Genomic DNA, 22,172 nt, shown 5'->3' on the forward strand with positions numbered 1-22,172 from the left:
CAGATTATCTTAAAACTGAATACCAAAACACTCTTCCTATTACTCTAACTGTTTGAGCTTCTTGAACAGTTAGGTTTTCGTCTGGGTATTCGTCTAAATTAAAGCTGCGAATGCGTAGGCCACCGCCTGGTCTGCGCGTTAGTGTTTTAACAAACAGCGCACCCGACCAATCTATGGCGAACATATCGCCATCTTTTATTGTTGTATTCGCAGTATCAATACCTACAGTCGCGCCATCAGGTATGACTGGTTCCATAGAATTACCTGATACTTTGACACATGCTGCGTGAGTTGGATCTATACCGTGCCGACGAAGTGTAGATTTAGAAAAACGTAGTTTAGGGCCTTCGGTTTCTAAATGAACCTCTGAGCCATTGCCGGCTGATAATTCTACTTCCATATAAAACGGTACTTCTACTTCATCATCATTTAATGGGGTTTTACTATCCCATGGGTCTAATTCTACAAAACTGTCAACGTTAGATGATTGGTCATGCATTCTTTTGCTGATTGAAATTACGTTTTCAGGGAATTTATCACCTTCGCCGTTGATCAACCATTTAATGGACACACCTAACCTTTTAGCGCATGCGTCTAAGGACTCGCGACTAATAGAGTTTGTTTTAAACCATTTTCCAGCAGCTTGTGGTGTGACATTAGCTGCTCTCGCGAGTTCTGCCTTAGTAACACCTACATCTTGCATTGCCGACCATAGTCGACCAGTAACTGAATTATCTTTCATATCAACACCATAAACCTAAGGTTTAGAATTTAATACAAAACAAGGTTTACAATAAATAAACTAATGGTTTATATTGGTTTAGTTAACGGAGGGTTTATGACACCAGAATTTAAACAATGCGTTGAGGCCGCCGGTGGTACTCAAAAGCAACTTGCTGAAAAGCTTGGGGTAACTGAACAAGCAGTAGGCAAGTGGAAAGACAAGAAAATTCCAGTTGTGAGGGTGCTGCAAATTGAGGCTGCGCTTGGTGTTGATCGTAGTTTTCTGCGGCCTGATATTTATCCGCCTGAGGAAAATAAGCAAGCAGCTTAGGTTGGTAGTTTTCATGTGGGTTATTCCTGTGTTGTTGTGCTTTTAGATTAGCCAATCAATAACTGGGAATTTAGCCAAACGAATATATGTTTTTTTATACAGGTGATTTATGAATAACGGAAAATGTGAATGTATTGGTGTAGCAACTTTTAACATTAATGGCGAAACAAAGCAGTTTGGATTAACCACAGAAGATTTTGATTTTTTGAAGGAAAGAGAAGTAAAGCTCCAAGAGCGTATTGATGAAACATCAAAGCACCTGGAGCATGTAGCTGAAGAAAAAGCTAAGTTAGAAAATAAACTTGCTGTTCTTAGTCAGTCGGTAGCCAGTTCTCAGGTAAAAGTTTGAGGGCGGGGCCTGTGCATTTGAGTTCAATCTCTCTACCACTTTCATTTTCTTTAAAAGAGTATCCGTCATCTTTTGCTGTTGTGAAATCGGTATACGGAAATTTTAGTGGTTGCATTTTATATTCGATGCTCTTTAAGCCTTTTTCGGTAATGGTATAGGTATTTTTTTTATCAGCCGATTTTCGAATATAACCTTCGTCTGATAACCATATGATAGTGGCGGGGATTACTTCACTTAATGTTCCAAAGTAATCAGCAATCCCATGGCGGCGAAGCGATTTAGCTAAGTTTTCATCTGACAGCTCGAAGCTGAGAGGGAAGTGTTTAGCGGTGTAGGTAAGTATTAAAGAGCTTATTAGAACAAAGTGGTTTTGATTATCAACTTTAAGTGGCATGTTTTGCTTCCTTATTTTGGAGTGTTGGTGTGGTTACTAAATATACTAATTTAGGGTAGCTTTTTTTAACAGGAATTTTAAATATGCAGCAAACGACTTTGCAGGATTTACAGGATGCATTGCAGTACCTTGACCCTAATTGCTCGCGTGATGAGTGGGTTAAGGTGGGCATGGGTATTAAAAATGAGTTTGGTGATGCGGGCTTTGATGCGTTTGATAGTTGGAGCGCGGGCAGTGAACGCTACAAACCGAGCGATGTAAAAAGTGCCTGGCGTAGCATTAAGGCAGGCGGCGGTACTACGATTAAAACCGTTTTTAAAATGGCGATTGATAATGGGCTGACTTTTGAACGAGAGCCTATATCGCCAGAAGAGCAAGCTAGGCTTAATGCTGAATTTGCTCAACGTGCTAAGGAGCGCGAAGCGAAAGAAGCAGAGGATGAAGCCGCGCGCCAGCGTTGGCATGGGGTTGTTGCGGAATTTTCCAGTAGTTTACTTGACCAATTTACGATTAAGGTTAAGTCGAATAAGTATTTGAGCGAAAAAAAGGTTATTGGTTTTGGGGTTAGGGCGTTTAAGCAGTCTGTTGTTGTGGTTATGCGACCGAATTTTGTGGCTGAGTATGTTACCGGCGGAAAAGAGGTTAAGCAGTTCTTAAGCGATTTACCACCTAAGGATGAACGCGATTATTCTATTTTCCATATTAAGCGTGGGGACTTGGCGATTCCGTTGATTGATATTGATAAGGCACTTTGGAATGTGCAGATTATTAATGCGACGGGGGGGAAGTTCTTTTTAAAGCATGGCCGTAAGGCTGGGTTGTTCCATTTTATTGGTAAGGCGAGCAGTTGCAATATTTTGGCTGTATGTGAAGGCTATGCAACGGGTGCGAGCATTCATATGGCGACTGAGTGGCCGTGTGCGGTGGCGCTTGATGTTGGGAATTTAATGCCTGTTGCATTAGCACTAAAAGAGAAGTTACCTGATAAGACTTTTATATTTTGCGCTGATGATGATGCTAATACACAGGGCAATCCTGGTGTTACAAAAGCACACGAAGCAGCTGCTGCTGTGAGTGGCCTTGTTGCTGTGCCTGACTTTTCTGCTGTTATAAATAAGGCGGCATGATGGCTAGTAAAGAATTAAACGATTGGAATGATTTGCATGTTAGCGCTGGCCTTAACGAAGTTAAAACGCAACTGCTTAGTGTAGTTGATAAGCCTAGTGCTAATGATGGTAATAATGAAAATAACCCGCCGCCGCAAAACGCTGACGCGCGACAGCGTTCTCTAGGGGATGAGCAGTGGCAGCGCAATTTCCAAAGAACTAATTCGGGTAATCCTCAGGCGAGTATTAGCAATACAAAGTTGGTGCTTGAAAATGACCCTGCTTTTGATGGTGTGTTGGGCTATTGCGACTTTAGTTATCGTATTATAAAACGTAAGAAGCCGCCGTTTTTAAAAGGAAAAGCGGGTGAATGGACCGACACTGACACTGAGCGCTTACGTATTTACCTTTCTGAAACCTATGGTTTTACGCCTAGGGCCAATGATGTGCTGGGTGCTATTTTGGTTCATTCTGAAGAACATGCTTTTCACCCTGTTAAAGATTACTTAAATTCGGTTAAGTGGGATGGTACGCCACGCGTTGCTATGTGGTTGCATAACTATTTGGGCGCTGAAGATACTGACTATGCCGCTATGGTTGGGACGTTCTTTTTGGTTTCGGCTGTGGCGCGGGTGATGTGCCCGCCTGTTAAGGTGGATTCGGTTTTGATTCTTGAGGGTTCGCAAGGCTTAGGTAAGTCGAGTATGTGTAACAATTTGTTTGGTGATTGGTTTACTGATACGCCTATGGCCCTTGGTGAAAAAGATACGTTTCAGCAAATGCAGGGGATGTGGGGTATTGAGCTTGCTGAGCTTGATTCGTTTAATAAGGCTGAAAATACCAAAGCTAAACAGTTCTTTGGTTCTAAGGTTGATAGATACCGCCCGAGTTATGGCCGTATGGTGCAGGAGTTCCCTAGGCAATGTGTGTTTGTTGGGACGACTAACCAAGATAGGTATTTAAAGGATTCTACGGGTAACCGACGTTACTGGCCTGTGATGTGTACGAAGATATGCCAGGATGCGATTGCCCGTGATAGGGACCAGCTTTGGGCGGAGGCTTTGCATTTGTTTAATGAGGGGATGCCTTGGTGGCCTACTGATGAGTATAAGCATTTGTTTGAAGCGCAGCAGGAGGATAGGTTTGATTCTGATGTGTGGGAGGGCATGATTTATGAGTGGCTGCTTAAGAATATGCGCGGAGATTATTCGCTGGCCGATATTATGACTGAGGTGCTTGGTATGGATCCTCATGCTATGCGACCGCCTGAACAAAAGCGTGTTGGCCAGATTATGCATAGGCTTGGATTTACTAAGAAGAAAAAACGAGTTGATGGTAAGCGCCCTGCGTTTTACGTGGCGCCTGAGGGGTTTTGGAATGTTAAGTAGGTTGTTTACTGTGACCATGACCAGCAGTGGTGACCGCTGTAAGGTGCGTGTTTGCTGGTGTGGTCATGGTGGTCACGGTGGTCACGGTGTTTTCGCGCACACATACGCGCGCGGGTGCGAGCGGACACGCGTATCTTGTACTTTCTATTTATATGTTTGTTCTTGTGTATGTAAAAACACTATGACCACCATGACCAGTATGACCAATAGAGTATTTGCAAGGGTTGTAGCGGTCACGGTAGGTGGTCACGGTAAAAATAAGGGTGACCAAGTCAGTTTTAATTTGTTATTTGGCTTTAGCGGGGAATGATGATGCAGTTAGTTACGACTATTGATGATTTGCTTAATGAGTGGGGTGTGTGGTCTCAGGCTGGCTTAGGGCTTACGTTGAGCTCTGCATCGAATGATGTGATCACGTCTATTGATGATGATATGGGTTTGTTGATTGACCAAGCTGTGGCGATGCTAGGCCAGTACGCACCAAAAACTAAACGAGTGGTTATGATGAGTTACCGTTCGCATCTGAGTACTAGGCAAATTGCTAAGAATTTAGATATTGGTGAAACCAAGGCTAGGCAGTTGCTGTTAAGTGGCTCTGCTTGGCTTGAGGGCCATTTGATGGCTAAGGGAGTTTTAATTAAAACTGCTGCATAAATAGTTTGCAATTGCGCGCGCAATAACTATACTAATTCAGGTAAGCTTAGCAAAGCTGCATCATAAAGCCCGAGGTTAACACCTTGGGCTTTTTTGTGTCTGCTGATTTATCCTTACATCCTGTTGTTGTAACCCGCTTAGGTTTTGCCTTAGCGGGTTTTTTACGTTTGAGGCCTTAAATGAAAGTTAACAAACTATTAGCCGCTGGTGTGACGGGCGTTCTTGCTTTGGCTGGTGTGATGGTTGCTGAATTTGAGGGTGAGGTAAGAACAGGTTATGTGGATCCTGTTGGTGTGGTTACGGCCTGCTTTGGGCATACCCAAACAGCTGAGCTTGGTAAGACTTACACTGAGACTGAATGTTTGAACCTGTTTGCTATGGACTTAGGTGTTCATAATGAGCAGTTATTGAGAGCGGTTAAGCAACCGCTTTCAACAAGTGAGCATGCTGCTTATTTGTCGTTTCACTATAACGTGGGTGCTGGGAACTTCCGTAGTAGCACATTGCTTAAATACTTAAATAACGATGAACGTGTTAAGGCGTGTAATGAATTACCACGTTGGGTTTATGCCGATGGCCGTAAGCTAGCCGGTTTAGTTAAGCGTCGAGAGTTGGAACGCCAGCTATGTTTGAGTGAGTTAAACAATGCTTAGTTTAAATAAAGTTGTTTTTGCAGGTTTAGCTACGATGCTGGGCATTGCTGTTGTTAGGTACGTAGGCCTTAAGTCAGACTTAACGAATGTGCTTGATGATAATAAGCAGCTAAAAGCGTCAGTTCAAAGTTATAAGAATCATGCAGTGCATTTAGCTAATAGTTTGGCAGAGGCTGATCAGCAGAATAAGCAGCTGATTAAAGAGCGTGATTTGCTAGTTAAGTTAAGAGCTGATCACCAAAAGCAGCTTACTTCGATTAAAACTCAACTCCAACAATCTACTGCGCAACTTGATGCGTTAAGGCTTTCAACTGATGAAACAACTAAGACCTGGGCTAATGATTGTGTGCCTAGCACTGTTATCGGCGTGTTCAAGTACGCAAGGGTTGGAGCCTGTAGTAAAGACAATAGTACAAACTAAATATGAGTTTGTGCTTATGCCTAATGAGTTTATTCAGCCATGCCCAGTTGATATTCATTCGGTTGGTGATAATGCATCGCACAGCCAGTACACGGCTTATTTAGAGTCTGTTATTGATGCGTGCAATGAACAATTATTAAGAGCAAGAAGTTGGAACAATGCGAATAGAGACTAGTGATATAGCTATGCAAAAAGCGGTAAGTGCAACGACTTACAGTGCAAGCTTAGGCGCAGCAGCTGGAGGGATTTTAAGCTTGAACGAATGGGCCATATTACTGGGTATAGTGTTTGCTGCGGGAACCTTCTTGGTTAACGCTTGGTTTCAGCATAAACGTAATGAACGTGAAGCGCGTAAGCATGAAGATGATAGAGAGTTCCATCGAGCAAGAATGGAAGCGCTACAACAGAGCGACCAAGCACAGCTGTTATGCCAGGATAAGTTAAATGGCAACTAAGCCTGGTTCTTGGTGCACTAAGTGCAGAGCCGTACACCGTGATAAGTCATGTCCTAAGCGTGTGCCGTTTGGCCGTAAGCGTGATGGTAATAAGCAATCAGGTAGAGGTGGCCGTGTGTGGCAACGAACAAGAGAGTTTATATTTCATCGTGATAACTTCTTATGCCAAATATGTAAAGCCAAAGGTGTCTTGACTTCTGTTGAGTTGCACGGTGCTTACCATGGTATATGTGATCATATTGTGCCTATCAGTCAAGGCGGTGAGGATAGAATAGATAATCTTCAGACTATTTGTCAGTCTTGTGATAAAGAAAAAACAGCACTTGAGTCACGTGAAAGTCTTAACCCGGGGGTAGGCAAAGTTTAGCGCTACTCTACGTACACCGCCCCCTCAATTAGATTTTTATGCGGGGCAGAATTGAAATTGAAAAACCCACTTAAAGAGATTATTTGGTAATTATGGCAGGTAGATACCCAGCAGTAGCAGAGGACACAACTAATAAGGTTGTTCAGTTCCCTAATTCTACTGAAAACAAGGAAATTAGCGATAAGGACGCGAAAAAGATCGCGATCCAATCGCGTCCGCGTGGTATGTCAAAACCAGAACAGCAGGTATGGAATAGTGATATACCTGAGTATGTAAAGATTAATCGCTTTAAGCCACACTATATTCGATTTTTTAAAGAGTACTGTATTGTAATTGCTCGCATGGAAGCGGCTCTTACATACTTAGATGAAAATAATTGGAAGTATACAACTGAAGGTCGTAACGGTATTCAACATAAAACACGGCCTGAGGTTAGTCAGTACAATGATGATTGGCGCAAGCTCAACAGCTTGATAAATCAGATTGGTGGTAGTCCAGCAACAGACCAACGGTTTAATAATTTACAGCCTGGTTTATTTGATGACTTGTACTGAGTTCATTTAAATGCAAAACCGTAGTAATTACCCAACGTTTCAACGTGATCACTTAGCTGATATTGAAATGTATGCATCTGATGTATTAAGCGGCAAGCGCCCATCTAACAAATATGAGATGTTAGCTGTAGAACGTGAAAGTCATGACCTAGCAAGAGCAGGCAGTGAGGACTTTCCTTACTACTTTGACCCTGAAGCCGCACTTAAAGTCATTTGGTTTTTAGAAACCTTCAGCCATGTAAAAGGCAAATGGGCTAGAGCGAAAGGTCATGAAGGTTTACTTAAACTAAGCGGTTGGCAAAAGTGGATAACAGCCCAAGTATATGGCTGGAAACATATTAAAACTCATCGCCGGCGTTTTCGTACAGCATTCACGTTAGTACCGCGCAAGAATGGTAAATCTACTTGGGTTGCTCCCATTGGTTTGTACATGCTAGCGAATGATGATGAACCAGGCGCTGAAGTTTACTGCGGTGCGACTACACAAAAGCAAGCTAACGAAGTGTTTAACCCAGCTAAAAAGATGGCTTTAAAACAGCCTATATTTAGACGCCGTTTTAATATTGAATTGTTTGCTCAGCAAATAGAAAAAACAACGGACGGCGGCAAGTTTGAACGCTTAATTGGTAATCCTGGCGATGGTGGTTCACCAAGTTGTTATTTATGTGATGAGTACCACGAACATGATGATGACGACCAACGCGATACGATGATCACCGGCATGGGTGCCCGAGAGCAGCCACTTGAATGGATCATATCAACAGCTGGTTCTAATTGGTTTGGGCCATGTGGCCAATTCCAAAAAGAGTGCCAAGAGATTCTTGAAGGAACCCGCACCGACGAAACTGTTTTCGCAATGATTTACACAATAGATAAAGATGATGATTGGCAAAGCGAAGAAGCACTGCGCAAGGCTAATCCTAACTTTGGTATATCAGTAGAGGTTGAGTTTCTTTTAAACCAGCTTTCAAAAGCAAGGCAATCAGCGCGTAAGCAAAACGCATTTAAAACAAAGCACCTTAATTTATGGGTAGGTGCTCGCGAATCTTGGCTTAACCTTGAAGATTGGTTATCAGCTGCTGATAGCACCCTTACAATGGACCAATTTACTGGTGAGGAATGCACAAAAGGCGTCGACCTTTCAGAATCAGACGATTTAACAGCCGATGTTACCTGCTTTACCCGCGAGATAAACGGCAAATTACATTACTACTTCTTTGCTAAAACCTACGTAACAGAGGCTAAAGCAAACGAAATAGACATTTATCGTGACTGGGTAGACCAAGGCCACTTAATTGAATGCGAAGGTACCAGCATAGATTACGACGAAGTAGAACGCGCTATCGAAACCGATAACGAAAACTACCAAGTAACAGGCTTATTTTACGACCCAGCAGGTGCAGCACCTATTGCACAGCGCGTGCAAAACAGCACAGGCATAGAGCCAATTAAAGTGTCACAAAATTACACCAATTTTTCACCGGCAATGCGTGAGTTTGAAAACTTACTCAGGCAAGGCCGCATACACCATAACGGTGATCCAGTTCTTACTTGGTGCTTAGGCAACGTAATAGCCAAAGAAACCATGGACGGTAAATATATCCGCCCAGTGAAAGAACATAAAGACAACAAAATTGATACCGCCGTCGCTAAGTTGCTGGCCTTCATTGGCTCATGGCAGCCTGAAGAAGACGATGGTTCTAACCAAGAGTTTTTGGAATTCTAATGTTTAATATCCCGTTTTTAAGTCGTTTCAGCAGTAAAACCGCGCCAGCAGTTAATAACTCTGCTGCTCAAAAAGATATTACAGTGCAGGATATAAATAGTTTATCTGACCTGTTTGGCGTCATGCCATCATTGGCAGGCCCAGCTGTAACGCCTAAAACATCAATGAAAGTGTCTATTGTATTTGCTTGCGTACGCCTAATTGCCGGTGCTATTGCGCAGATGCCCGTACATATATATGAGCGGGGTGATAAAGGCGATAAAAAACGCCTTGCAAACCACACTTTAGCTAATCTTTTTAACCTACAACCCACAGCAGTGTGGAGTGCTGCAACGTTTTGGGAGTTCATGGTTTCAAGTGTTTTGCTGCATGGCGATGGTTATGCCGTGTTATTACGTGATCGCAATGGTGATATAGAAGAGATTTTACCAATTAGCCCAGTCGGTATGAACGTTGTTAATAACAATGGAAGGCTAAATTACTTTTTTACACTTGATGGTACTGCCCGCGGATTTGATCAAGACGACATATTGCACTTTCCTGGCTTTGGCTTTAACGGCCTTAAATCTATGTCGGTTATTCAGTGGGGCGCGTTTAACAGCATTGGCCTTGAACTGGCCATGGAGCAACACAGCGGCGAGTTCTTTAAATCGGGCTCAACGCAACGTGTAGCCGTTGTTAAAAAAGGCAAATGGGATGAACAGCAAAAAGAAAAGTTCCGTACGGCATGGGTTAAGGCCTATGGCGGTGTAGAAAACTCAAAATTCCCACTTGTTCTTGATGAAAGCACGGATGTTAAAGCATTGAGCTTATCAGCTAAAGACTCACAGCTGCTTGAATCACGTGAATTTCAAATTACCGATATAGCCCGCGCATTTGGTTTACCTAGTTTTATGGTAAACCAAGAGCAAAAATCAACATCATGGGGCTCAGGTATAGGTGAAATTGGCTTATCGTTCTTACGTTTTACATTAGGGCCACACCTTAACCGCTTTGAACAAGAGCTAAACCGCAAACTGTTTTTAAACAAACCGATGTTTGCCGAGTTTATAGCCGCTAATTTAATGCGCTTAACGCTTAAAGACAGAAACGAAGCCTACCGCCAAGCAATTGGTGGCTCACAAGGCCCCGGCTGGATGAGCATAGACGAAGTTCGTAAGCTCGAAAACTTACCTGAATTTGGTGGTAAATACGCTTTGCCATACGACCCAATTGCAAATAATCAACCAATGGAAAACGAATCATGAATAACAGCCGCAAATTAATGCAGTTAGTTAAAAATAACTGCCAAAACCGTGACCAAGTTGGTTATCAAGTAAAGCAACAATCACCACTGGCCAACGCAGGCGAAAGCCGCCCAGCATTTTTGATTTACGATGTAATTGATCCATGGTGGGGCGTATCAGCAGAAATGATAAAACGCGACCTGCTAAGCATTACTGATGCAACCGACATCGATGTTTATATTAACAGCCCAGGTGGTGACGTATTTGAAGCAACCGCTATTTACTCAAGCTTAAAAGCGCACTCTGCAAAAATCCATGTTCATATTGATGGTATAGCAGCCAGTGCAGCAACACGTATTGCATTAGCAGGTGACACTATTGAAATAGCTGATTCGGGCTTTTATATGATTCACTACGCCTGGACACTTGCCCTTGGAAATGCACAAGAGATACGCGACACCGCCGATATGCTTGATAAAGTCGATAACACCATTGTAAACGACTACGAAAAACGCACTGAAGCAGGTGAAGAACAAGTACGCACCTGGATGAAAAACGAAACATGGTTTACTGCACAAGAAGCCCTAGAGCATGGCTTTGTAGATAGCATTATGCAAGAAGGCACAAGCGATTCAACAACCAATAAAGCATGGGATTTAACGTCATATCAAAATGCACCTAAACCCCAACAACCACAAGATAAATTTGTGCAGCGTGAACGGCTAGAGCGATTTGCCAACATGCTGCTAACTACTGGCTAGCTCCGCTGGCACCACTACTAAAGCACCTACGGGTGCTTTTTTTGTACTTAAAATTGAGGAAATTGAAATATGTCTATCCAACAAAAGCGTGAGCAGCGAAAAGATTTAGCTGTAACCCTAAACAAATTGGTATCGGATCACCCTAAAGATGAAGCATGGGGCGATGACAAGCAAAAGAAATACGACGACCTAGTAACTAAAATTGATGCGCTAGATGGTGATTTAGACCGCCAACAAAAAGTGCTCGACCTCCAAGCTAAGTCAAAGCAAACCATCCAAGACCGCGCCGATAATAACGGTATTTCTACTGATGAAGCAGAGCACCAACTTCACCAAGAAAAAGCCGCTTATGCATCGTGGTTACGCGGTGGTATGTCGGCGCTCAATGAAGAACAACGCAGTGCAGTACAAGCCCGTATCGACAGCCCTAAAAATACCATGAGCACAGGCACCGGTTCAGAAGGCGGTTATTTAACAGCTGACGAAATTGCACCGGGTATTTCACAAGCGCTTAAAGCGTATGGCGGCATGCGTGAGCTTGCAACCGTAGTACCTACAGCAACTGGCTCTACAATTCCTTGGCCTACGGCTAACGCAACCGCTGAGCAAGGTGAGTGGTTAGCGGAAAATGGCACCGCAGATGATGAAGATACTTCATTTGGTGTTCGTAACATTGATACGCACATGATCAGCTCTAAAGTGATTGCAGTACCGTTCCAATTACTGCAAGACACTCAGTTTGACCTTGAAGGTTACATTAATGGCCAAATTGGTATGCGTATTGGCCGCACCTCAGAAGATAGCTTTATTAATGGTGATGGTACTGGCAAACCACACGGTATTTTAGCTGATACCACAGCGGGAAAAGTAGGGGGGGCAGGCCAAATTGCAACCGTTACGTATGATGACTTGGTTGATTTACAACACAGCGTAGACCCTGCGTATCGCCGCAGCATGCAATGCGGTTACATGATGAACGACGCTACAATCAAAGTGGTTAAAAAACTTAAAGACCTGCAAGGCCGCCCGCTTTGGTTACCGGGTATGGAAGCCTCAGAGCCTAATACTATTTTAGGCAAACCGTATGCAACAAACCAACACATTCCAACCATGGCGGCTAACGCTAAGTCGGTTTTGTTTGGTGATTTTTCTAAATACATTGTGCGTGATGTATCGCAAATGTTGTTCTTCCGCTTCACAGATAGTGCATATAGCCGCAAGGGCCAAGTTGGTTTCTTAGCATTTATGCGCACAGGTGGCCGCTGCATCGATGTAGGTGGTGCTGTTAAGTACTACCAAAATGCAGCCGCTTAATTGATGCTCCAATTGCCCCTGTAAAGGGGCTTTTTTATTTAAGGAATTTGACCATGGCAGCTAAAAAGCTAATTACTGCACGTGTACTGGTTGCATGTGTAATTGCAGATCAATCTTTTGAACCAAACGCACTTGTAAAAGGCGATGCTGAGTTACTTGAGCCACTTATTAAAGTAGGTGAGTTATCAAGTGACAAAGCAGCGGTTGACTACTGCAGCAAAGAGCTAGAAGTTGAAGTTGTTGACCTTAATGCGACTGATGAAGACGCAGAAAGTGAAAACGCCGAAAACACTGACGGCAAAGAGTAACCATAATGAAAATGCTCCGAAAGTTAATACAGGCGCCAAGTATTGAGCCATTCACTGTAGAAGAACTGGCAGCACATACCCATGCTGATGATGATCACCATGATTATTTGCAAAGTTTGGTACCTAGAGCGCGTAAACGTTTTGAACAACGTAGTGGCCGGTTATTAGTAGAGCAAACATGGCAGTTTGCACTGCCCAAGTTCTGCAAAGAAATAAACTTGCCTTACGCGCCGCTTCGGAGCATCACATCAATTAAATATATTAATAACTTGGGGCAGCTCGTTACTATTGACCCAAGTGAATACCGTGTAATTGAACATGGATTAACGGCCACAATTACTCCTAAACTAGGTGGGCAATGGCCAGCGGTTGGTTTTAAAGTTGCTGATGCCGTACAAATAGAATGTGTATTTGGTCATGCTGGGGTTGATGACAATGCAATTGATGCCGCCACCATGCTAGACCAGGATAAATACGACCTAGCAAAACAAGCTATTTTAGTTTTAATTGCAGATTGGTTTCGTAACCGTGAAGACACCGCACCAGTGCAACTTTACGACATGCCAAATGCATTTAAAGCCATTGCTGATGAACTGGCGGTTGAACTGCTATGAAATCGCTCCCAGCAGCTAAATACAATTGCAAAGCCAGCTTTGGTGAAGGTGTAAAGTCAAATGACGGCTATAACACAAACAGCCATGAGCATGAATTTTACCGCTGGGTAAACATCCAAACGGGAGCAGCTAAAGAGTTTGAACAAAGCGGCCAGCTAATCGGCGAAATAACCCACACAATTTCGTGCCGGTACAGCAATCAAATAACCCCAATACATCAAATTGTTTATAAGCAACGTGTGTTTGAAATCATTGGTACACCTGTTAACCAAGACTTCGCAAACATATCAACCATTATCGCGGTTAAGGAGATAACCCATGCTTGATACAGGTATTGATATTTCTGGTCTTAAAGAAATGGAAAAAGCACTGCTAGATATAGCCAAAGAAGTGGGTGCAAAGAAAGCCACCGGTATGATGACCAGCGCGATAAAAGAAGGTGCAATTAAATACCAGCAAGGCATGCAGCGCAATGCACCAAAGTCAGACATAGTGAGGCTAGTTAAAACTAAGCAAGGGCAAAAGGTCGAGATTCGCCCAGGCTTTTTAAGATCGCGTATTCAAGTAAAGGCAAGTACTAACCGGCAAGGAAGAGAAACCCGCCGTTTTGGTAAAGGCGTTGTATCGCTTGTACGTGTGGGTGTGTTTAAAGTGCCTTACATAGTGCAAGTAGAATATGGCACAACCAACCAAAAAGCAGACCCATTTATTCGCCAAGCTTTTAAAAAGCGCACTAATCAAGTCGTAGTTGTGATTAACCGTGGCTTAGCTAAGCGTATCAATCTGGCCCAGCGTCGCATTGCTAAAAAGAACAAACCAGCATGATAGAAAACAGTATACGTACAAAAGCACTCGCATCAGAAGCGCTTAACGCCTTAATTGGTAATGCACTGCATTTAACGACTAACCATAACTCAGACGATAACTATGTGCTGCTTAGTGTGATCAACGATGACACTCCAATCGAAATACACATGGAAGACAACCAAAGCGAAGCACTCATTCAATTTGATTGTTACAGCAAGCTACCCGCTAATGCCAAAGCAATAGCCAAAGAGCTTGCAAACATTTTTAACAAACAAGGGTTTGTTGATGATGAAGTAGACGTGCAGCTTGCACTTAAACAAGGCCGCATACCCGACTTTGAAACCGGCTCGAAGTTATACCGCGAGTCATACGAATACATTTTTAAGTACCACACCATAAATAACGAGGTTTAAAATGCCAATTACTCCAGTAACTACCCCAGCCGCTGATACGGTTGATTCACATAAGTCTACACTGCAATTTTGTACTACGGGTGTGGGTGAAGTTGACGCTATATTGCCAGGGCTCGACATCATCCCACAAATTAACTCTGGCAAAGTGTATGAAGACGATACTGACATTGCAGCCGATAGACGTTCATACAGTGAAAAATGCCTACCTGAGGACCAAGATTGGGAGCTTAGTTTTCGCCATAAACCAGCCAATGTAGATCAAAAAGCGTTTTGCGATATGGTAAAGGCCGGCACACCTATCAGCATTAAAGTAACCCGCGCCAGCGGCGAAGTACAAGATGTTGAATTTTTACCACACGATTACTTTAGCGGTGAATCGGGTAAAGATTCAGGTAAACAAATGTTTGCATGCATTGGCAAGCTGCAAGAAGTTGACTTCTCAACGCTACCAGCAGCTTAGGGGGTTAAATGATTACAGCAGCCCAAATTATGGCGGGGAAGTTACCTACTTCTTCCCGTGAGTTTGACATTGAAGGCGTAGGTAAAATTGTATTACACCGACTGCCGGCAATGGATGAAGTAAAAGCCCGTGAGTTATTTAGCGATAAACACGCCGACCCTAAAAAGCTTGAGAAAATGGCGCAGCGCAATACGTACTACATGCTGCATGGCAAGTTTGACGATAAAGAAGCCGCCAAACTGCCTAATCTTATTGATATGCAGCAGCTGGGTATGATCCACACTACTGGGTTATTTTTCACTAACCTTGCTCAAGAGAACCTTGAGGCGATTGAAAAAAACTAAAACAGCAACCTGAGTTACAAGCGCTCTGCAACCTAGCAGATAGCTTGGGTTGCTCACTCTACGACCTTCATAAACGCTTATCAGCTGACGAACTGGAACTGCGCTTAGTCCATCAAGGGCTAAAAATGGGCCTGACATTCGACAGAAGCGAACAACGAAAAATTGAATACGAGCAAAAACGCCGCGAAGCCGAAGCGTTTTTAAATACCTGTCCTTGGCGTAAACAAAAGAGAAATTAACATGGCATCAATTGCAACGCTCACTATCGATTTAATCGGTAAAAGTGGCAAGTTAACTGCTGAGCTCAATAAAGCCAATAAAAAAACCTCATCGTGGGCTGATAAAACCCGCAAAATGGTAGGCAGTAGCGCTAAAGTAATGGCGGGGTTTGGCGCAGCAGGTGTAGCCGCGTATGCCTCTATTTATGCAAAAAATGCAGAGTTTATTGATCAACAAGCTAAAACAGCAGACCGTTTAGGTATTACTACTCAGGCTTTAGGTGGTTTGCAGCATGCCGCTAATTTATATGGTGCTTCTAACGAAGAGCTAAATAAATCACTGCAAACCATGCAAAAAAACCTAGGCCAAGTGGGGCAAACGGGCACCGGTGAAGCTAAGTATGCGCTTGATGGTTTAGGTTTATCTGTTCAAGAGTTGCAAGGCCTTGCACCTGAAGAGCAATTTAAAGTCATTGCCGACAAACTCAAAGGCGTTGAAGACCAAAGCCAAAAAGTTTACCTAGCACAAAGCTTAATGGGTAAATCGGGCGCTAAGATGATCAACGTGATGGACGCGGGCGCTGATGGCATAACCGCCATGATGCAAGAAGCCGACGCTCTAGGTATGACGTTCGATCGTATCGATGCTGCTAAAGTTGAGATGGCAAACGATGCATTCGATAAAGCACAAAAAACCACACACAGCTTTGGGCAAACGCTAGCCATTGAAACAGCGCCTATTATTGGCGCTATTTCAGATATGTGGACCGAATCAGCAAAAGAAGCCGGTGGTTTTGGTTCTATTGCCCAACAGGTCGTAACTAAAGTTGGTTCAGGTCTTGGGTTTTTATCTGATATGGGCCGAGGTTTACAAGTAACTTTTTTACTTGTTCGCCAGGCTATGGCCGAACTCGTAAATGGCATAGTGCAAGTAGGCACTGTTGCATCAAAAGTTGGTGGTAAATTAGGAGACGCCTTAGGTTTTGACACTGAAACGTTAGACGAAATTAACTTTTTTGCTGATTCAGTATCACAAACTACCGATAGCTTAGCCAAAGAGCTTAGTGATTTATCAATGGCGCCTATGCCATCAGAAAAAATCAAAATATGGATCACTGATGTACAAACTAAATTTGAAGCCGCAGCACAAGAGCAAGTAAACAATCCCAAAAAGAAAGACCTGAGCGATTTATTGGTAAATTCAGATCCTAAAGTGGCTGACGAAAAAGCACAAAAGCTAATTGAATCAGCCCGTAACCAATACCAACAAATATTTGATGCTCAGTTAGCGCAAGACGGCAAAGAAGTCGAGCTCGAGAACCGCCGCTTTGAACGTAAACAGCAAGAAATGGAACGCGAATTTCAGCTATTGCGTGACAAAAACCTAATCACCGCTGAGATAGAAGCCGAATACAACACCGCAAAAGAGCAAGCATTAGCACAGCATGAGCAAAATATAAGCCTGATTAAGCAAGAGCAGCTAGCGGTTCGTGAAGACAAAGAACGTGAGCATCAAGAGAAGCTAGCCGAAGGTGAGGCGCAGCGTAATCAAATGATGCAGGATGGCTATAACGGCTTACTTAATGTAATGGGTGGTTACTTTGGTGATATGGAGGGTAAGAACGCTAGCTATGCCAAATCAGCCATGAGTATTGGGCAAACAATGCTTGATGAAGAAAAGCGTAATTCCTTACAAAGCATTTGGACTAATACTTACGACACCGCAATGAAAGCCTATAACGCACTTGCTGATATTCCGTATGTGGGCCCCGTGCTCGGTGCAGCTGCTGCGGGTGTTGTAATTGCAGCAGGTGGTTTATATGCAGGCAAAGTGAGCGGTTTAGCTTCTTTCGATGGTGGTGGTTATACCTGGGATGGACCAAGGACAGGTGGCCTCGATGGAAAAGGTGGTCAGTTAGCCATGCTGCACCCTCAAGAGACTGTTGTCGATCACACAAAAGGTCAAACCTTAGGTTCGAATGTAACGGTGAACTTGTTTGAAGATGCAAGTAGAGCAGGTTCGACAACACGCAGTTCAGGCCCATCAGGTGAAGAAGTTATCAACATATTTGTGACGAGTATTCGACAGGGAGGCGAAGCTTCAATGGTTCTTGAAAACACCTATGGCTTACAAAGGCAGGGGTTCTAAGTATGTTAGTTCGATACCCCAAAGACCTAAAACTTCCCCTTGTTTCAACTCACCGGCTATCCCAAAACCCTAATTTATTAAGAACTGAAATGGCAAGCGGTCGCGCTCGGCAGCGCAAGCGCTTTCAATCAGTGCCAACGACGATGGCAGCAACGTGGAAACTGAAGGCTGACCAGGCCGCTATTTTAGAAGGGTTTGTGAAACACGGTACCAACGATGCGGTTAACTGGTTTGTTATGCCAATTCGCACACCCCAAGGCTTAATTGATCACGATGTACGTTTTAAACAAAGCCCGCTGGAGTCATGCAGTTTCAATGGCGGGTTTTGGAGTTACAGCGCGAATATCGAAATTAAAGAGCGGCAGATAGTGAGTGAGGAAGCCACTGCTAACAGCTTATTAGAACCAAATACTTTAGATGAATTTGTTAATGGCGTTTCTGACGCTTTAGATACTTACCAGGAGAATTAGAAATGTCATTTTTTAGTTTAGTGACGGAGCTTGAGACTTTACTAGAGCAGTTGAATACAATATTGGCGGGTGCAGAAGATGAAACTGTCGAAGTGAATGGTGTAACTAAAGATAGTATATCAAAGGCCATTAGAGATAATTTTTCAGCTATTCAAGCTCTAGTCCAAGGTAGATTAGCATTTGAAACTAAGGCAGAAATGGTCGCAGCAGGAGCACCACCGTCAGGGGAGCTTGCAGAAGTGTGGAATGACACTCCTGCAAATAATGGTCTGTATGGCTATTCAGACGTAGCGTGGGTTAAATCAAGTTATGACCCATTCAATGAATTTAACTCTAGATTAGGAGTTTCAGAAGGGGCTGCTACATTAACAACACCTATATCTAATCAATTATTTGGTTTGACAGTATCTGAAAAGCTGAGAACGTATCAGGCAGGTGACATAGGTGACAAACGAGTAATTACGTCTACTTTCACTGGTTGGGCAGCGCCTTTCGATTGGGACGGAACAGCTTTTAATATGCTGAAGGTATTTTATAATGTGGAGTTTCCTGGCTCCCCGCTTAGAGTTCGCATTTGGTCAGCAGATAAGTTAACCAAAATAGCCGAAACCACTGTTATAACTACTGACTCTGGTTTTAGTTGGGTTCCGTTCAGTAAGTTGATTGATACCAACTATGTACCTGCTGGTATTTTGTATTATTCAATGGACATATTAGATAAATCATCAAGAGTCATGCCGCATATTGTAAATGGATATGTAGATGTTCAAGATGCGAGCACAATCAATAAACAGATGTATTTAACAAGTGGAACTGGTGAGTTGCTGACAAATTGGATACAAACTAGTAGTGGAACTGGTTATCCTCCGCCAGTTGAACTTTATGATATCAGTACACTACAGAGCCAAAACTTTATCGACTTGCCAAAGTTAGATAGTCAATTGGCATCATTGAGAGATGTGTTTAGCCTTATAACTACCTTGAATTACACGCAAATTAATCAGTGTAACAATATGATATCTTCTCCAGCGTTTACTTCACGAGGTGAAGCAGATGATATATGTGGTTATGGTCAAACACTCCAGCGCCAATCAGGGAAGTCTATAAATGCTGTTAGTATTCCTGGTCTGCCAACAAAATCGCTAACACCTCAAGACCAAATCAAAACGATTTATGTAGAGCTTAGATCTACAGATTCGAGTGGCGCTTTACTTGCTGAGGGCATTGTTTATGTTAAAAGTAAACAAAACATACCTGTTACCAAAGTAGCGCTTAAAAGCCCTGCAACAGGAGAGCTTATCACTTTAACAGAGACTGATTTACCAGAAGTTTATTGGGTTGGTTTTTGGGCTGAGAACGTATCTGCTAATTTAGCGGCTGCAGGGAATGGTACAGCAACAATAAATGGATTCGGTGGTTCCAGTCAGTACAAAAAAATCTCAACCGGTGAATGGCTGACATATTCAGGGAATAAAAGTTTAGCAATAGAAACTGAGTATCTTGCGTCATTATCTGAAAGTGAAGATTACAATTACATTGGTCAGCTAGATCTTTCTAACACTTCAGAGAGTAAAACTTTAAACAAGGTTATTCAGAAAGAAACAAAACTTCAATATGAAAGTTTTGAAAATCAGAATTTAGTTAACAGCCCCGGTTACAATAAACGAACAGCGCCGTTTTGCGGCTGGGGCTGCGATTTGTATCCAGTAGAAGATGATATAAACGCGATCCGTTTGCCATTTATTGGCAGAACAACGCCAAATTTAGACACCGATAAATGGTCAACTATATTGATTGAAGTTCGTAACGGTCGATGCCCTACAGGCTCTGTTTTGGCTCAAGGCTCTATATCAGTAGACCCAGAAGACGATTTGTTAACTGATTTGACTATCTTACTATTAAGTCCTGAAACGTTAGAGCCAATTACATTAAATAACGCTGATTTTACCTCAGGTTTTATGGGTGTGACATACCGTGCTGTTAATGATGTAGGAGGTCAAGCTGTATGTGGAGATGCTACGGGTTCGCCTGATAATTTTGCAGGCATGTCGTACTACAGTGTAAATAATGGGTCGAGTTGGACAACCTATTCAGGTAACCCACCTTTAGGAATTCAGCTATTATTAGTAACGAACCCCACGGTAGCATTTAATTATAAAATTCGTAAAACGGTTGAATTACAAAGTGCCGAAGAAAGTAAATCTGTAGAGCTTTACGGAGCAGACCAAATTTATGCGCTGGAAGGCAGTCAAATCAATTTATATTTTGACAATCTAGTTGCTGCAGATATGGAAAAATATGCTTGGGATACAGCTTGTTCACAAGGATTGCACTTAGATGAATGCTTCAGGTTAATCGCGTCTGGTAGTTCTAACCTAGCTTTAAACGTTCAAATTAGAGATCCTGAAGATGGTAAGAACTTATGGGGGGAAAAAGCGTTAACTGTCAGAGTGGCAGATAGCGATTCTGGCAACGGTGCAACTAGGAAATGCTTGTTTATTGGAGATAGCACAACAGCTGGCGGCCAGTATGTCGGGGAAGTGGTTAATTTAGCTTCCACTGATGTTATGAACATAACCACTATTGGCACAATAGGTAGCGGTGATGTTAAGCATGAAGGCCGTGGAGGTTGGCGAGTTGATGACTATACAACGGCTGGACGAGAGTTCTTTAGATTTAATGTTACAGGTTTAACGGTTGAGCCATACATCAATAGCACTCAATACGCACATAATAATTCTGTATATCGAGTTCAGGAAAATCATTTAACTAATGGTGATGGTTACTTAATTCTAGAAAGAAAATCCGGAACTGATGAGCCTATTTCTTCAGGTAACTTAGTTAAAGATTCAGGTATAGGTGACGACAATATTGGTTTTGATAGTTGGTCTCGAGTAAGCGGAAATCCTTTTTGGAATGATTCAACGCAACGGGTCGATTTCTCAGCGTATTTAGCTGAAAACGCTTTAACAATAGGAACTGATGATTGGGTTTTCATTCACTTAGGTATAAATGATGTATTTGGCCAAACAAGTGATGAAGGAGCTACTAGTTTAGCCTTGGCTAATGTAACAAAATTGAATCTACTTATAGATAATATTCACAGTTACAACCCAAATATTAGAATTGCTGTCATGGTGACAATTCCACCCTGTAAAGGGCAAAGCGCGTTTGGTTTTAATTACTCTAGCGGCCAGACTCGTGCTAGGTATAAACGCAATATTTTAATTTACAACCAAGTCATGGTTAATGCGTATAAAGACAGCGAAGGAAGCGATGTATTTCTTTGCCCTGTTCAATACACAATTGACCCAGTTCATGGTTTTCCAAGCTCTACCACTGATGTTAGTAGCCGAAGTTCTGAAAAAGTATTTAGAAATACAAACTCAGTTCATCCAAATGAGAGTGGTTATTATCAAATGGCCGATGAAATATGGGCTTTTTTAAAATATTGGGGGTAATCATGAGCCAAGTACTCCAACGCATTTACGCCAGCGCCCCAGTTAACGACATTCCCATTCACACATTAGAACTTAAAGCTGCCGATTTATGGGAGCTTAGGATTTGTGATGGCTTTGATGACCAAATCGCTGGCATTGAAAATGGCGACATGGTTATATTTAAAGCCAGCGGTATGGGTGTTTCTTTACCTCAAAAAGGTGTCAAAGGGCGCCAGGACTTACAATTTCAAATTGATAATGTATCTGGTGAAGCACTTGCACTTATTGATCAGGCTATAGGTGCGGGCGTAAAAATTGATGTTATATACCGTGTCTATGTTTCCAGTGATTTAAGTGAACCTGCAGAGCCGACTGTTACAATGAAAGCTGCTGACGTTCAAGCTACTGCACAGAGCATAAATGTAGTTGCATCATTTAATGACCTAGTAAATAAAGCTTGGCCTAACATGCGCTATACACCTTCCATTGCCCCAGGGCTCAAATACTTCAGTTAATTATGGCATTCA

At 42.7% G+C, this 22,172-nt stretch carries 30 protein-coding genes; 28 read left to right on the plus strand and 2 right to left on the minus strand.

All coding sequences use genetic code 11. From position 1 onward, the window contains the following. Window positions 1-4: 4 nt before the first annotated feature. Complete coding sequence (locus C7Y70_RS20760; protein ID WP_135475236.1) at window positions 5-742, minus strand: helix-turn-helix transcriptional regulator; 738 nt, start codon at window positions 740-742, stop codon at window positions 5-7. 96 nt (window positions 743-838) lie between these two features. On the opposite strand from C7Y70_RS20760, the gene C7Y70_RS13060 reads away from it, so the two are divergent. Together C7Y70_RS13060 and C7Y70_RS13065 are read left to right on the plus strand one after the other, a co-directional pair. Further along, window positions 839-1,054 carry a Cro/CI family transcriptional regulator gene (locus C7Y70_RS13060; protein ID WP_135475237.1) on the plus strand — a complete coding sequence of 72 codons (216 nt, stop codon included), beginning with the start codon at window positions 839-841 and terminating at the stop codon, window positions 1,052-1,054. Between the two features lie 109 nt (window positions 1,055-1,163). Continuing rightward, entirely contained in the window at window positions 1,164-1,403 is a 240-nt protein-coding gene (locus tag C7Y70_RS13065; RefSeq protein ID WP_135475238.1) for a hypothetical protein, read from the plus strand. Here C7Y70_RS13065 and C7Y70_RS13070 read toward each other — a convergent pair. After that, entirely contained in the window at window positions 1,366-1,797 is a 432-nt protein-coding gene (locus C7Y70_RS13070; RefSeq protein WP_135475239.1) for a hypothetical protein, read from the minus strand. The two genes, C7Y70_RS13065 and C7Y70_RS13070, sit on opposite strands and share 38 nt — an antisense overlap. 83 nt (window positions 1,798-1,880) lie before the next feature. On the opposite strand from C7Y70_RS13070, the gene C7Y70_RS13075 reads away from it, so the two are divergent. From C7Y70_RS13075 to C7Y70_RS13195, 26 genes are all read left to right on the plus strand, one after another. Next, on the plus strand, window positions 1,881-2,924 hold the full coding sequence (locus C7Y70_RS13075; RefSeq protein WP_135475240.1) for a PriCT-2 domain-containing protein: 1,044 nt from the start codon (window positions 1,881-1,883) through the stop codon (window positions 2,922-2,924). After that, complete coding sequence (locus C7Y70_RS13080) at window positions 2,924-4,291, plus strand: virulence-associated E family protein (RefSeq protein WP_167850824.1); 1,368 nt, start codon at window positions 2,924-2,926, stop codon at window positions 4,289-4,291. The genes C7Y70_RS13075 and C7Y70_RS13080 overlap by 1 nt, the downstream gene beginning before the upstream one ends. Next, window positions 4,281-4,601 carry a hypothetical protein gene (locus C7Y70_RS13085; RefSeq protein WP_135475242.1) on the plus strand — a complete coding sequence of 107 codons (321 nt, stop codon included), beginning with the start codon at window positions 4,281-4,283 and terminating at the stop codon, window positions 4,599-4,601. Before C7Y70_RS13080 ends, C7Y70_RS13085 begins: the two co-directional genes overlap by 11 nt. A gap of 2 nt (window positions 4,602-4,603) precedes the next feature. Next, complete coding sequence (locus tag C7Y70_RS13090) at window positions 4,604-4,945, plus strand: antiterminator Q family protein (protein ID WP_167850825.1); 342 nt, start codon at window positions 4,604-4,606, stop codon at window positions 4,943-4,945. Window positions 4,946-5,124: 179 nt separating this feature from the next. Beyond that, a complete protein-coding gene (locus C7Y70_RS13095) occupies window positions 5,125-5,598 on the plus strand; it encodes a lysozyme (RefSeq protein WP_135475244.1) in 474 nt (157 codons plus the stop codon). After that, complete coding sequence (locus tag C7Y70_RS13100; RefSeq protein WP_135475245.1) at window positions 5,591-6,019, plus strand: hypothetical protein; 429 nt, start codon at window positions 5,591-5,593, stop codon at window positions 6,017-6,019. The genes C7Y70_RS13095 and C7Y70_RS13100 overlap by 8 nt, the downstream gene beginning before the upstream one ends. Before the next feature lie 16 nt (window positions 6,020-6,035). Then, window positions 6,036-6,194, plus strand: coding sequence for a hypothetical protein (locus tag C7Y70_RS20535; RefSeq protein ID WP_167850826.1), 159 nt, complete (start codon window positions 6,036-6,038; stop codon window positions 6,192-6,194). Beyond that, window positions 6,178-6,474, plus strand: coding sequence for an HP1 family phage holin (locus C7Y70_RS13105; RefSeq protein ID WP_135475246.1), 297 nt, complete (start codon window positions 6,178-6,180; stop codon window positions 6,472-6,474). Before C7Y70_RS20535 ends, C7Y70_RS13105 begins: the two co-directional genes overlap by 17 nt. Continuing rightward, window positions 6,464-6,841 carry an HNH endonuclease gene (locus C7Y70_RS13110; RefSeq protein ID WP_135475247.1) on the plus strand — a complete coding sequence of 126 codons (378 nt, stop codon included), beginning with the start codon at window positions 6,464-6,466 and terminating at the stop codon, window positions 6,839-6,841. The genes C7Y70_RS13105 and C7Y70_RS13110 overlap by 11 nt, the downstream gene beginning before the upstream one ends. Window positions 6,842-6,933: 92 nt before the next feature. Next, on the plus strand, window positions 6,934-7,395 hold the full coding sequence (locus C7Y70_RS13115) for a P27 family phage terminase small subunit (RefSeq protein WP_135475248.1): 462 nt from the start codon (window positions 6,934-6,936) through the stop codon (window positions 7,393-7,395). Window positions 7,396-7,405: 10 nt separating this feature from the next. Beyond that, on the plus strand, window positions 7,406-9,121 hold the full coding sequence (locus C7Y70_RS13120; protein ID WP_135475249.1) for a terminase TerL endonuclease subunit: 1,716 nt from the start codon (window positions 7,406-7,408) through the stop codon (window positions 9,119-9,121). Further along, the gene (locus C7Y70_RS13125) at window positions 9,121-10,368 is read left to right on the plus strand and encodes a phage portal protein (protein ID WP_135475250.1); all 1,248 of its coding nucleotides are present in this window, start codon (window positions 9,121-9,123) and stop codon (window positions 10,366-10,368) included. Before C7Y70_RS13120 ends, C7Y70_RS13125 begins: the two co-directional genes overlap by 1 nt. Beyond that, entirely contained in the window at window positions 10,365-11,108 is a 744-nt protein-coding gene (locus C7Y70_RS13130; RefSeq protein ID WP_135475251.1) for a head maturation protease, ClpP-related, read from the plus strand. Before C7Y70_RS13125 ends, C7Y70_RS13130 begins: the two co-directional genes overlap by 4 nt. 69 nt (window positions 11,109-11,177) lie before the next feature. Continuing rightward, on the plus strand, window positions 11,178-12,422 hold the full coding sequence (locus tag C7Y70_RS13135; RefSeq protein WP_135475252.1) for a phage major capsid protein: 1,245 nt from the start codon (window positions 11,178-11,180) through the stop codon (window positions 12,420-12,422). A gap of 53 nt (window positions 12,423-12,475) precedes the next feature. Further along, window positions 12,476-12,730: a hypothetical protein gene (locus tag C7Y70_RS13140; RefSeq protein WP_135475253.1), complete on the plus strand. Its 255-nt coding sequence runs from the start codon at window positions 12,476-12,478 to the stop codon at window positions 12,728-12,730. Window positions 12,731-12,735: 5 nt separating this feature from the next. Continuing rightward, window positions 12,736-13,344, plus strand: a complete 609-nt coding sequence (locus tag C7Y70_RS13145; RefSeq protein ID WP_135475254.1) for a hypothetical protein — start codon at window positions 12,736-12,738, stop codon at window positions 13,342-13,344. Continuing rightward, a complete protein-coding gene (locus C7Y70_RS13150) occupies window positions 13,341-13,670 on the plus strand; it encodes a phage head closure protein (RefSeq protein ID WP_135475255.1) in 330 nt (109 codons plus the stop codon). Before C7Y70_RS13145 ends, C7Y70_RS13150 begins: the two co-directional genes overlap by 4 nt. After that, a complete protein-coding gene (locus tag C7Y70_RS13155) occupies window positions 13,663-14,169 on the plus strand; it encodes an HK97-gp10 family putative phage morphogenesis protein (protein ID WP_135475256.1) in 507 nt (168 codons plus the stop codon). Before C7Y70_RS13150 ends, C7Y70_RS13155 begins: the two co-directional genes overlap by 8 nt. After that, complete coding sequence (locus tag C7Y70_RS13160) at window positions 14,166-14,564, plus strand: hypothetical protein (protein ID WP_135475257.1); 399 nt, start codon at window positions 14,166-14,168, stop codon at window positions 14,562-14,564. Before C7Y70_RS13155 ends, C7Y70_RS13160 begins: the two co-directional genes overlap by 4 nt. A 1-nt stretch (window position 14,565) precedes the next feature. Beyond that, window positions 14,566-15,024, plus strand: a complete 459-nt coding sequence (locus C7Y70_RS13165) for a hypothetical protein (RefSeq protein ID WP_135475258.1) — start codon at window positions 14,566-14,568, stop codon at window positions 15,022-15,024. An 8-nt stretch (window positions 15,025-15,032) separates the two neighbouring features. After that, on the plus strand, window positions 15,033-15,368 hold the full coding sequence (locus C7Y70_RS13170) for a hypothetical protein (protein ID WP_058549623.1): 336 nt from the start codon (window positions 15,033-15,035) through the stop codon (window positions 15,366-15,368). Between the two features lie 44 nt (window positions 15,369-15,412). Next, complete coding sequence (locus C7Y70_RS13175; RefSeq protein ID WP_016899812.1) at window positions 15,413-15,607, plus strand: hypothetical protein; 195 nt, start codon at window positions 15,413-15,415, stop codon at window positions 15,605-15,607. 1 nt (window position 15,608) lies between these two features. After that, a complete protein-coding gene (locus tag C7Y70_RS13180) occupies window positions 15,609-17,735 on the plus strand; it encodes a hypothetical protein (protein WP_135475259.1) in 2,127 nt (708 codons plus the stop codon). A 2-nt stretch (window positions 17,736-17,737) separates the two neighbouring features. Beyond that, window positions 17,738-18,205, plus strand: a complete 468-nt coding sequence (locus C7Y70_RS13185; protein ID WP_167850827.1) for a hypothetical protein — start codon at window positions 17,738-17,740, stop codon at window positions 18,203-18,205. Between the two features lie 2 nt (window positions 18,206-18,207). Continuing rightward, on the plus strand, window positions 18,208-21,666 hold the full coding sequence (locus C7Y70_RS13190) for a GDSL-type esterase/lipase family protein (protein ID WP_135475261.1): 3,459 nt from the start codon (window positions 18,208-18,210) through the stop codon (window positions 21,664-21,666). 2 nt (window positions 21,667-21,668) lie between these two features. Beyond that, on the plus strand, window positions 21,669-22,160 hold the full coding sequence (locus tag C7Y70_RS13195) for a DUF1833 family protein (RefSeq protein ID WP_135475262.1): 492 nt from the start codon (window positions 21,669-21,671) through the stop codon (window positions 22,158-22,160). The last annotated feature ends 12 nt before the right edge of the window (window positions 22,161-22,172 follow it).

The organism is Pseudoalteromonas sp. KS88 (assembly GCF_004766475.1).
Taxonomy (GTDB): Bacteria; Pseudomonadota; Gammaproteobacteria; order Enterobacterales; family Alteromonadaceae; genus Pseudoalteromonas.

Bases quoted from the DNA above. Each gene is read 5' to 3' on its own strand.
- C7Y70_RS20760 (WP_135475236.1), bottom strand. From the start codon at position 742: ATGAAAGATAATTCAGTTACTGGTCGACTATGGTCGGCAATGCAAGAT.
- C7Y70_RS13060 (WP_135475237.1), top strand. From the start codon at position 839: ATGACACCAGAATTTAAACAATGCGTTGAGGCCGCCGGTGGTACTCAA.
- C7Y70_RS13065 (WP_135475238.1), top strand. From the start codon at position 1,164: ATGAATAACGGAAAATGTGAATGTATTGGTGTAGCAACTTTTAACATT.
- C7Y70_RS13070 (WP_135475239.1), bottom strand. From the start codon at position 1,797: ATGCCACTTAAAGTTGATAATCAAAACCACTTTGTTCTAATAAGCTCT.
- C7Y70_RS13075 (WP_135475240.1), top strand. From the start codon at position 1,881: ATGCAGCAAACGACTTTGCAGGATTTACAGGATGCATTGCAGTACCTT.
- C7Y70_RS13080 (WP_167850824.1), top strand. From the start codon at position 2,924: ATGGCTAGTAAAGAATTAAACGATTGGAATGATTTGCATGTTAGCGCT.
- C7Y70_RS13085 (WP_135475242.1), top strand. From the start codon at position 4,281: ATGTTAAGTAGGTTGTTTACTGTGACCATGACCAGCAGTGGTGACCGC.
- C7Y70_RS13090 (WP_167850825.1), top strand. From the start codon at position 4,604: ATGCAGTTAGTTACGACTATTGATGATTTGCTTAATGAGTGGGGTGTG.
- C7Y70_RS13095 (WP_135475244.1), top strand. From the start codon at position 5,125: ATGAAAGTTAACAAACTATTAGCCGCTGGTGTGACGGGCGTTCTTGCT.
- C7Y70_RS13100 (WP_135475245.1), top strand. From the start codon at position 5,591: ATGCTTAGTTTAAATAAAGTTGTTTTTGCAGGTTTAGCTACGATGCTG.
- C7Y70_RS20535 (WP_167850826.1), top strand. From the start codon at position 6,036: ATGCCTAATGAGTTTATTCAGCCATGCCCAGTTGATATTCATTCGGTT.
- C7Y70_RS13105 (WP_135475246.1), top strand. From the start codon at position 6,178: ATGCGAATAGAGACTAGTGATATAGCTATGCAAAAAGCGGTAAGTGCA.
- C7Y70_RS13110 (WP_135475247.1), top strand. From the start codon at position 6,464: ATGGCAACTAAGCCTGGTTCTTGGTGCACTAAGTGCAGAGCCGTACAC.
- C7Y70_RS13115 (WP_135475248.1), top strand. From the start codon at position 6,934: ATGGCAGGTAGATACCCAGCAGTAGCAGAGGACACAACTAATAAGGTT.
- C7Y70_RS13120 (WP_135475249.1), top strand. From the start codon at position 7,406: ATGCAAAACCGTAGTAATTACCCAACGTTTCAACGTGATCACTTAGCT.
- C7Y70_RS13125 (WP_135475250.1), top strand. From the start codon at position 9,121: ATGTTTAATATCCCGTTTTTAAGTCGTTTCAGCAGTAAAACCGCGCCA.
- C7Y70_RS13130 (WP_135475251.1), top strand. From the start codon at position 10,365: ATGAATAACAGCCGCAAATTAATGCAGTTAGTTAAAAATAACTGCCAA.
- C7Y70_RS13135 (WP_135475252.1), top strand. From the start codon at position 11,178: ATGTCTATCCAACAAAAGCGTGAGCAGCGAAAAGATTTAGCTGTAACC.
- C7Y70_RS13140 (WP_135475253.1), top strand. From the start codon at position 12,476: ATGGCAGCTAAAAAGCTAATTACTGCACGTGTACTGGTTGCATGTGTA.
- C7Y70_RS13145 (WP_135475254.1), top strand. From the start codon at position 12,736: ATGAAAATGCTCCGAAAGTTAATACAGGCGCCAAGTATTGAGCCATTC.
- C7Y70_RS13150 (WP_135475255.1), top strand. From the start codon at position 13,341: ATGAAATCGCTCCCAGCAGCTAAATACAATTGCAAAGCCAGCTTTGGT.
- C7Y70_RS13155 (WP_135475256.1), top strand. From the start codon at position 13,663: ATGCTTGATACAGGTATTGATATTTCTGGTCTTAAAGAAATGGAAAAA.
- C7Y70_RS13160 (WP_135475257.1), top strand. From the start codon at position 14,166: ATGATAGAAAACAGTATACGTACAAAAGCACTCGCATCAGAAGCGCTT.
- C7Y70_RS13165 (WP_135475258.1), top strand. From the start codon at position 14,566: ATGCCAATTACTCCAGTAACTACCCCAGCCGCTGATACGGTTGATTCA.
- C7Y70_RS13170 (WP_058549623.1), top strand. From the start codon at position 15,033: ATGATTACAGCAGCCCAAATTATGGCGGGGAAGTTACCTACTTCTTCC.
- C7Y70_RS13180 (WP_135475259.1), top strand. From the start codon at position 15,609: ATGGCATCAATTGCAACGCTCACTATCGATTTAATCGGTAAAAGTGGC.
- C7Y70_RS13185 (WP_167850827.1), top strand. From the start codon at position 17,738: ATGTTAGTTCGATACCCCAAAGACCTAAAACTTCCCCTTGTTTCAACT.
- C7Y70_RS13190 (WP_135475261.1), top strand. From the start codon at position 18,208: ATGTCATTTTTTAGTTTAGTGACGGAGCTTGAGACTTTACTAGAGCAG.
- C7Y70_RS13195 (WP_135475262.1), top strand. From the start codon at position 21,669: ATGAGCCAAGTACTCCAACGCATTTACGCCAGCGCCCCAGTTAACGAC.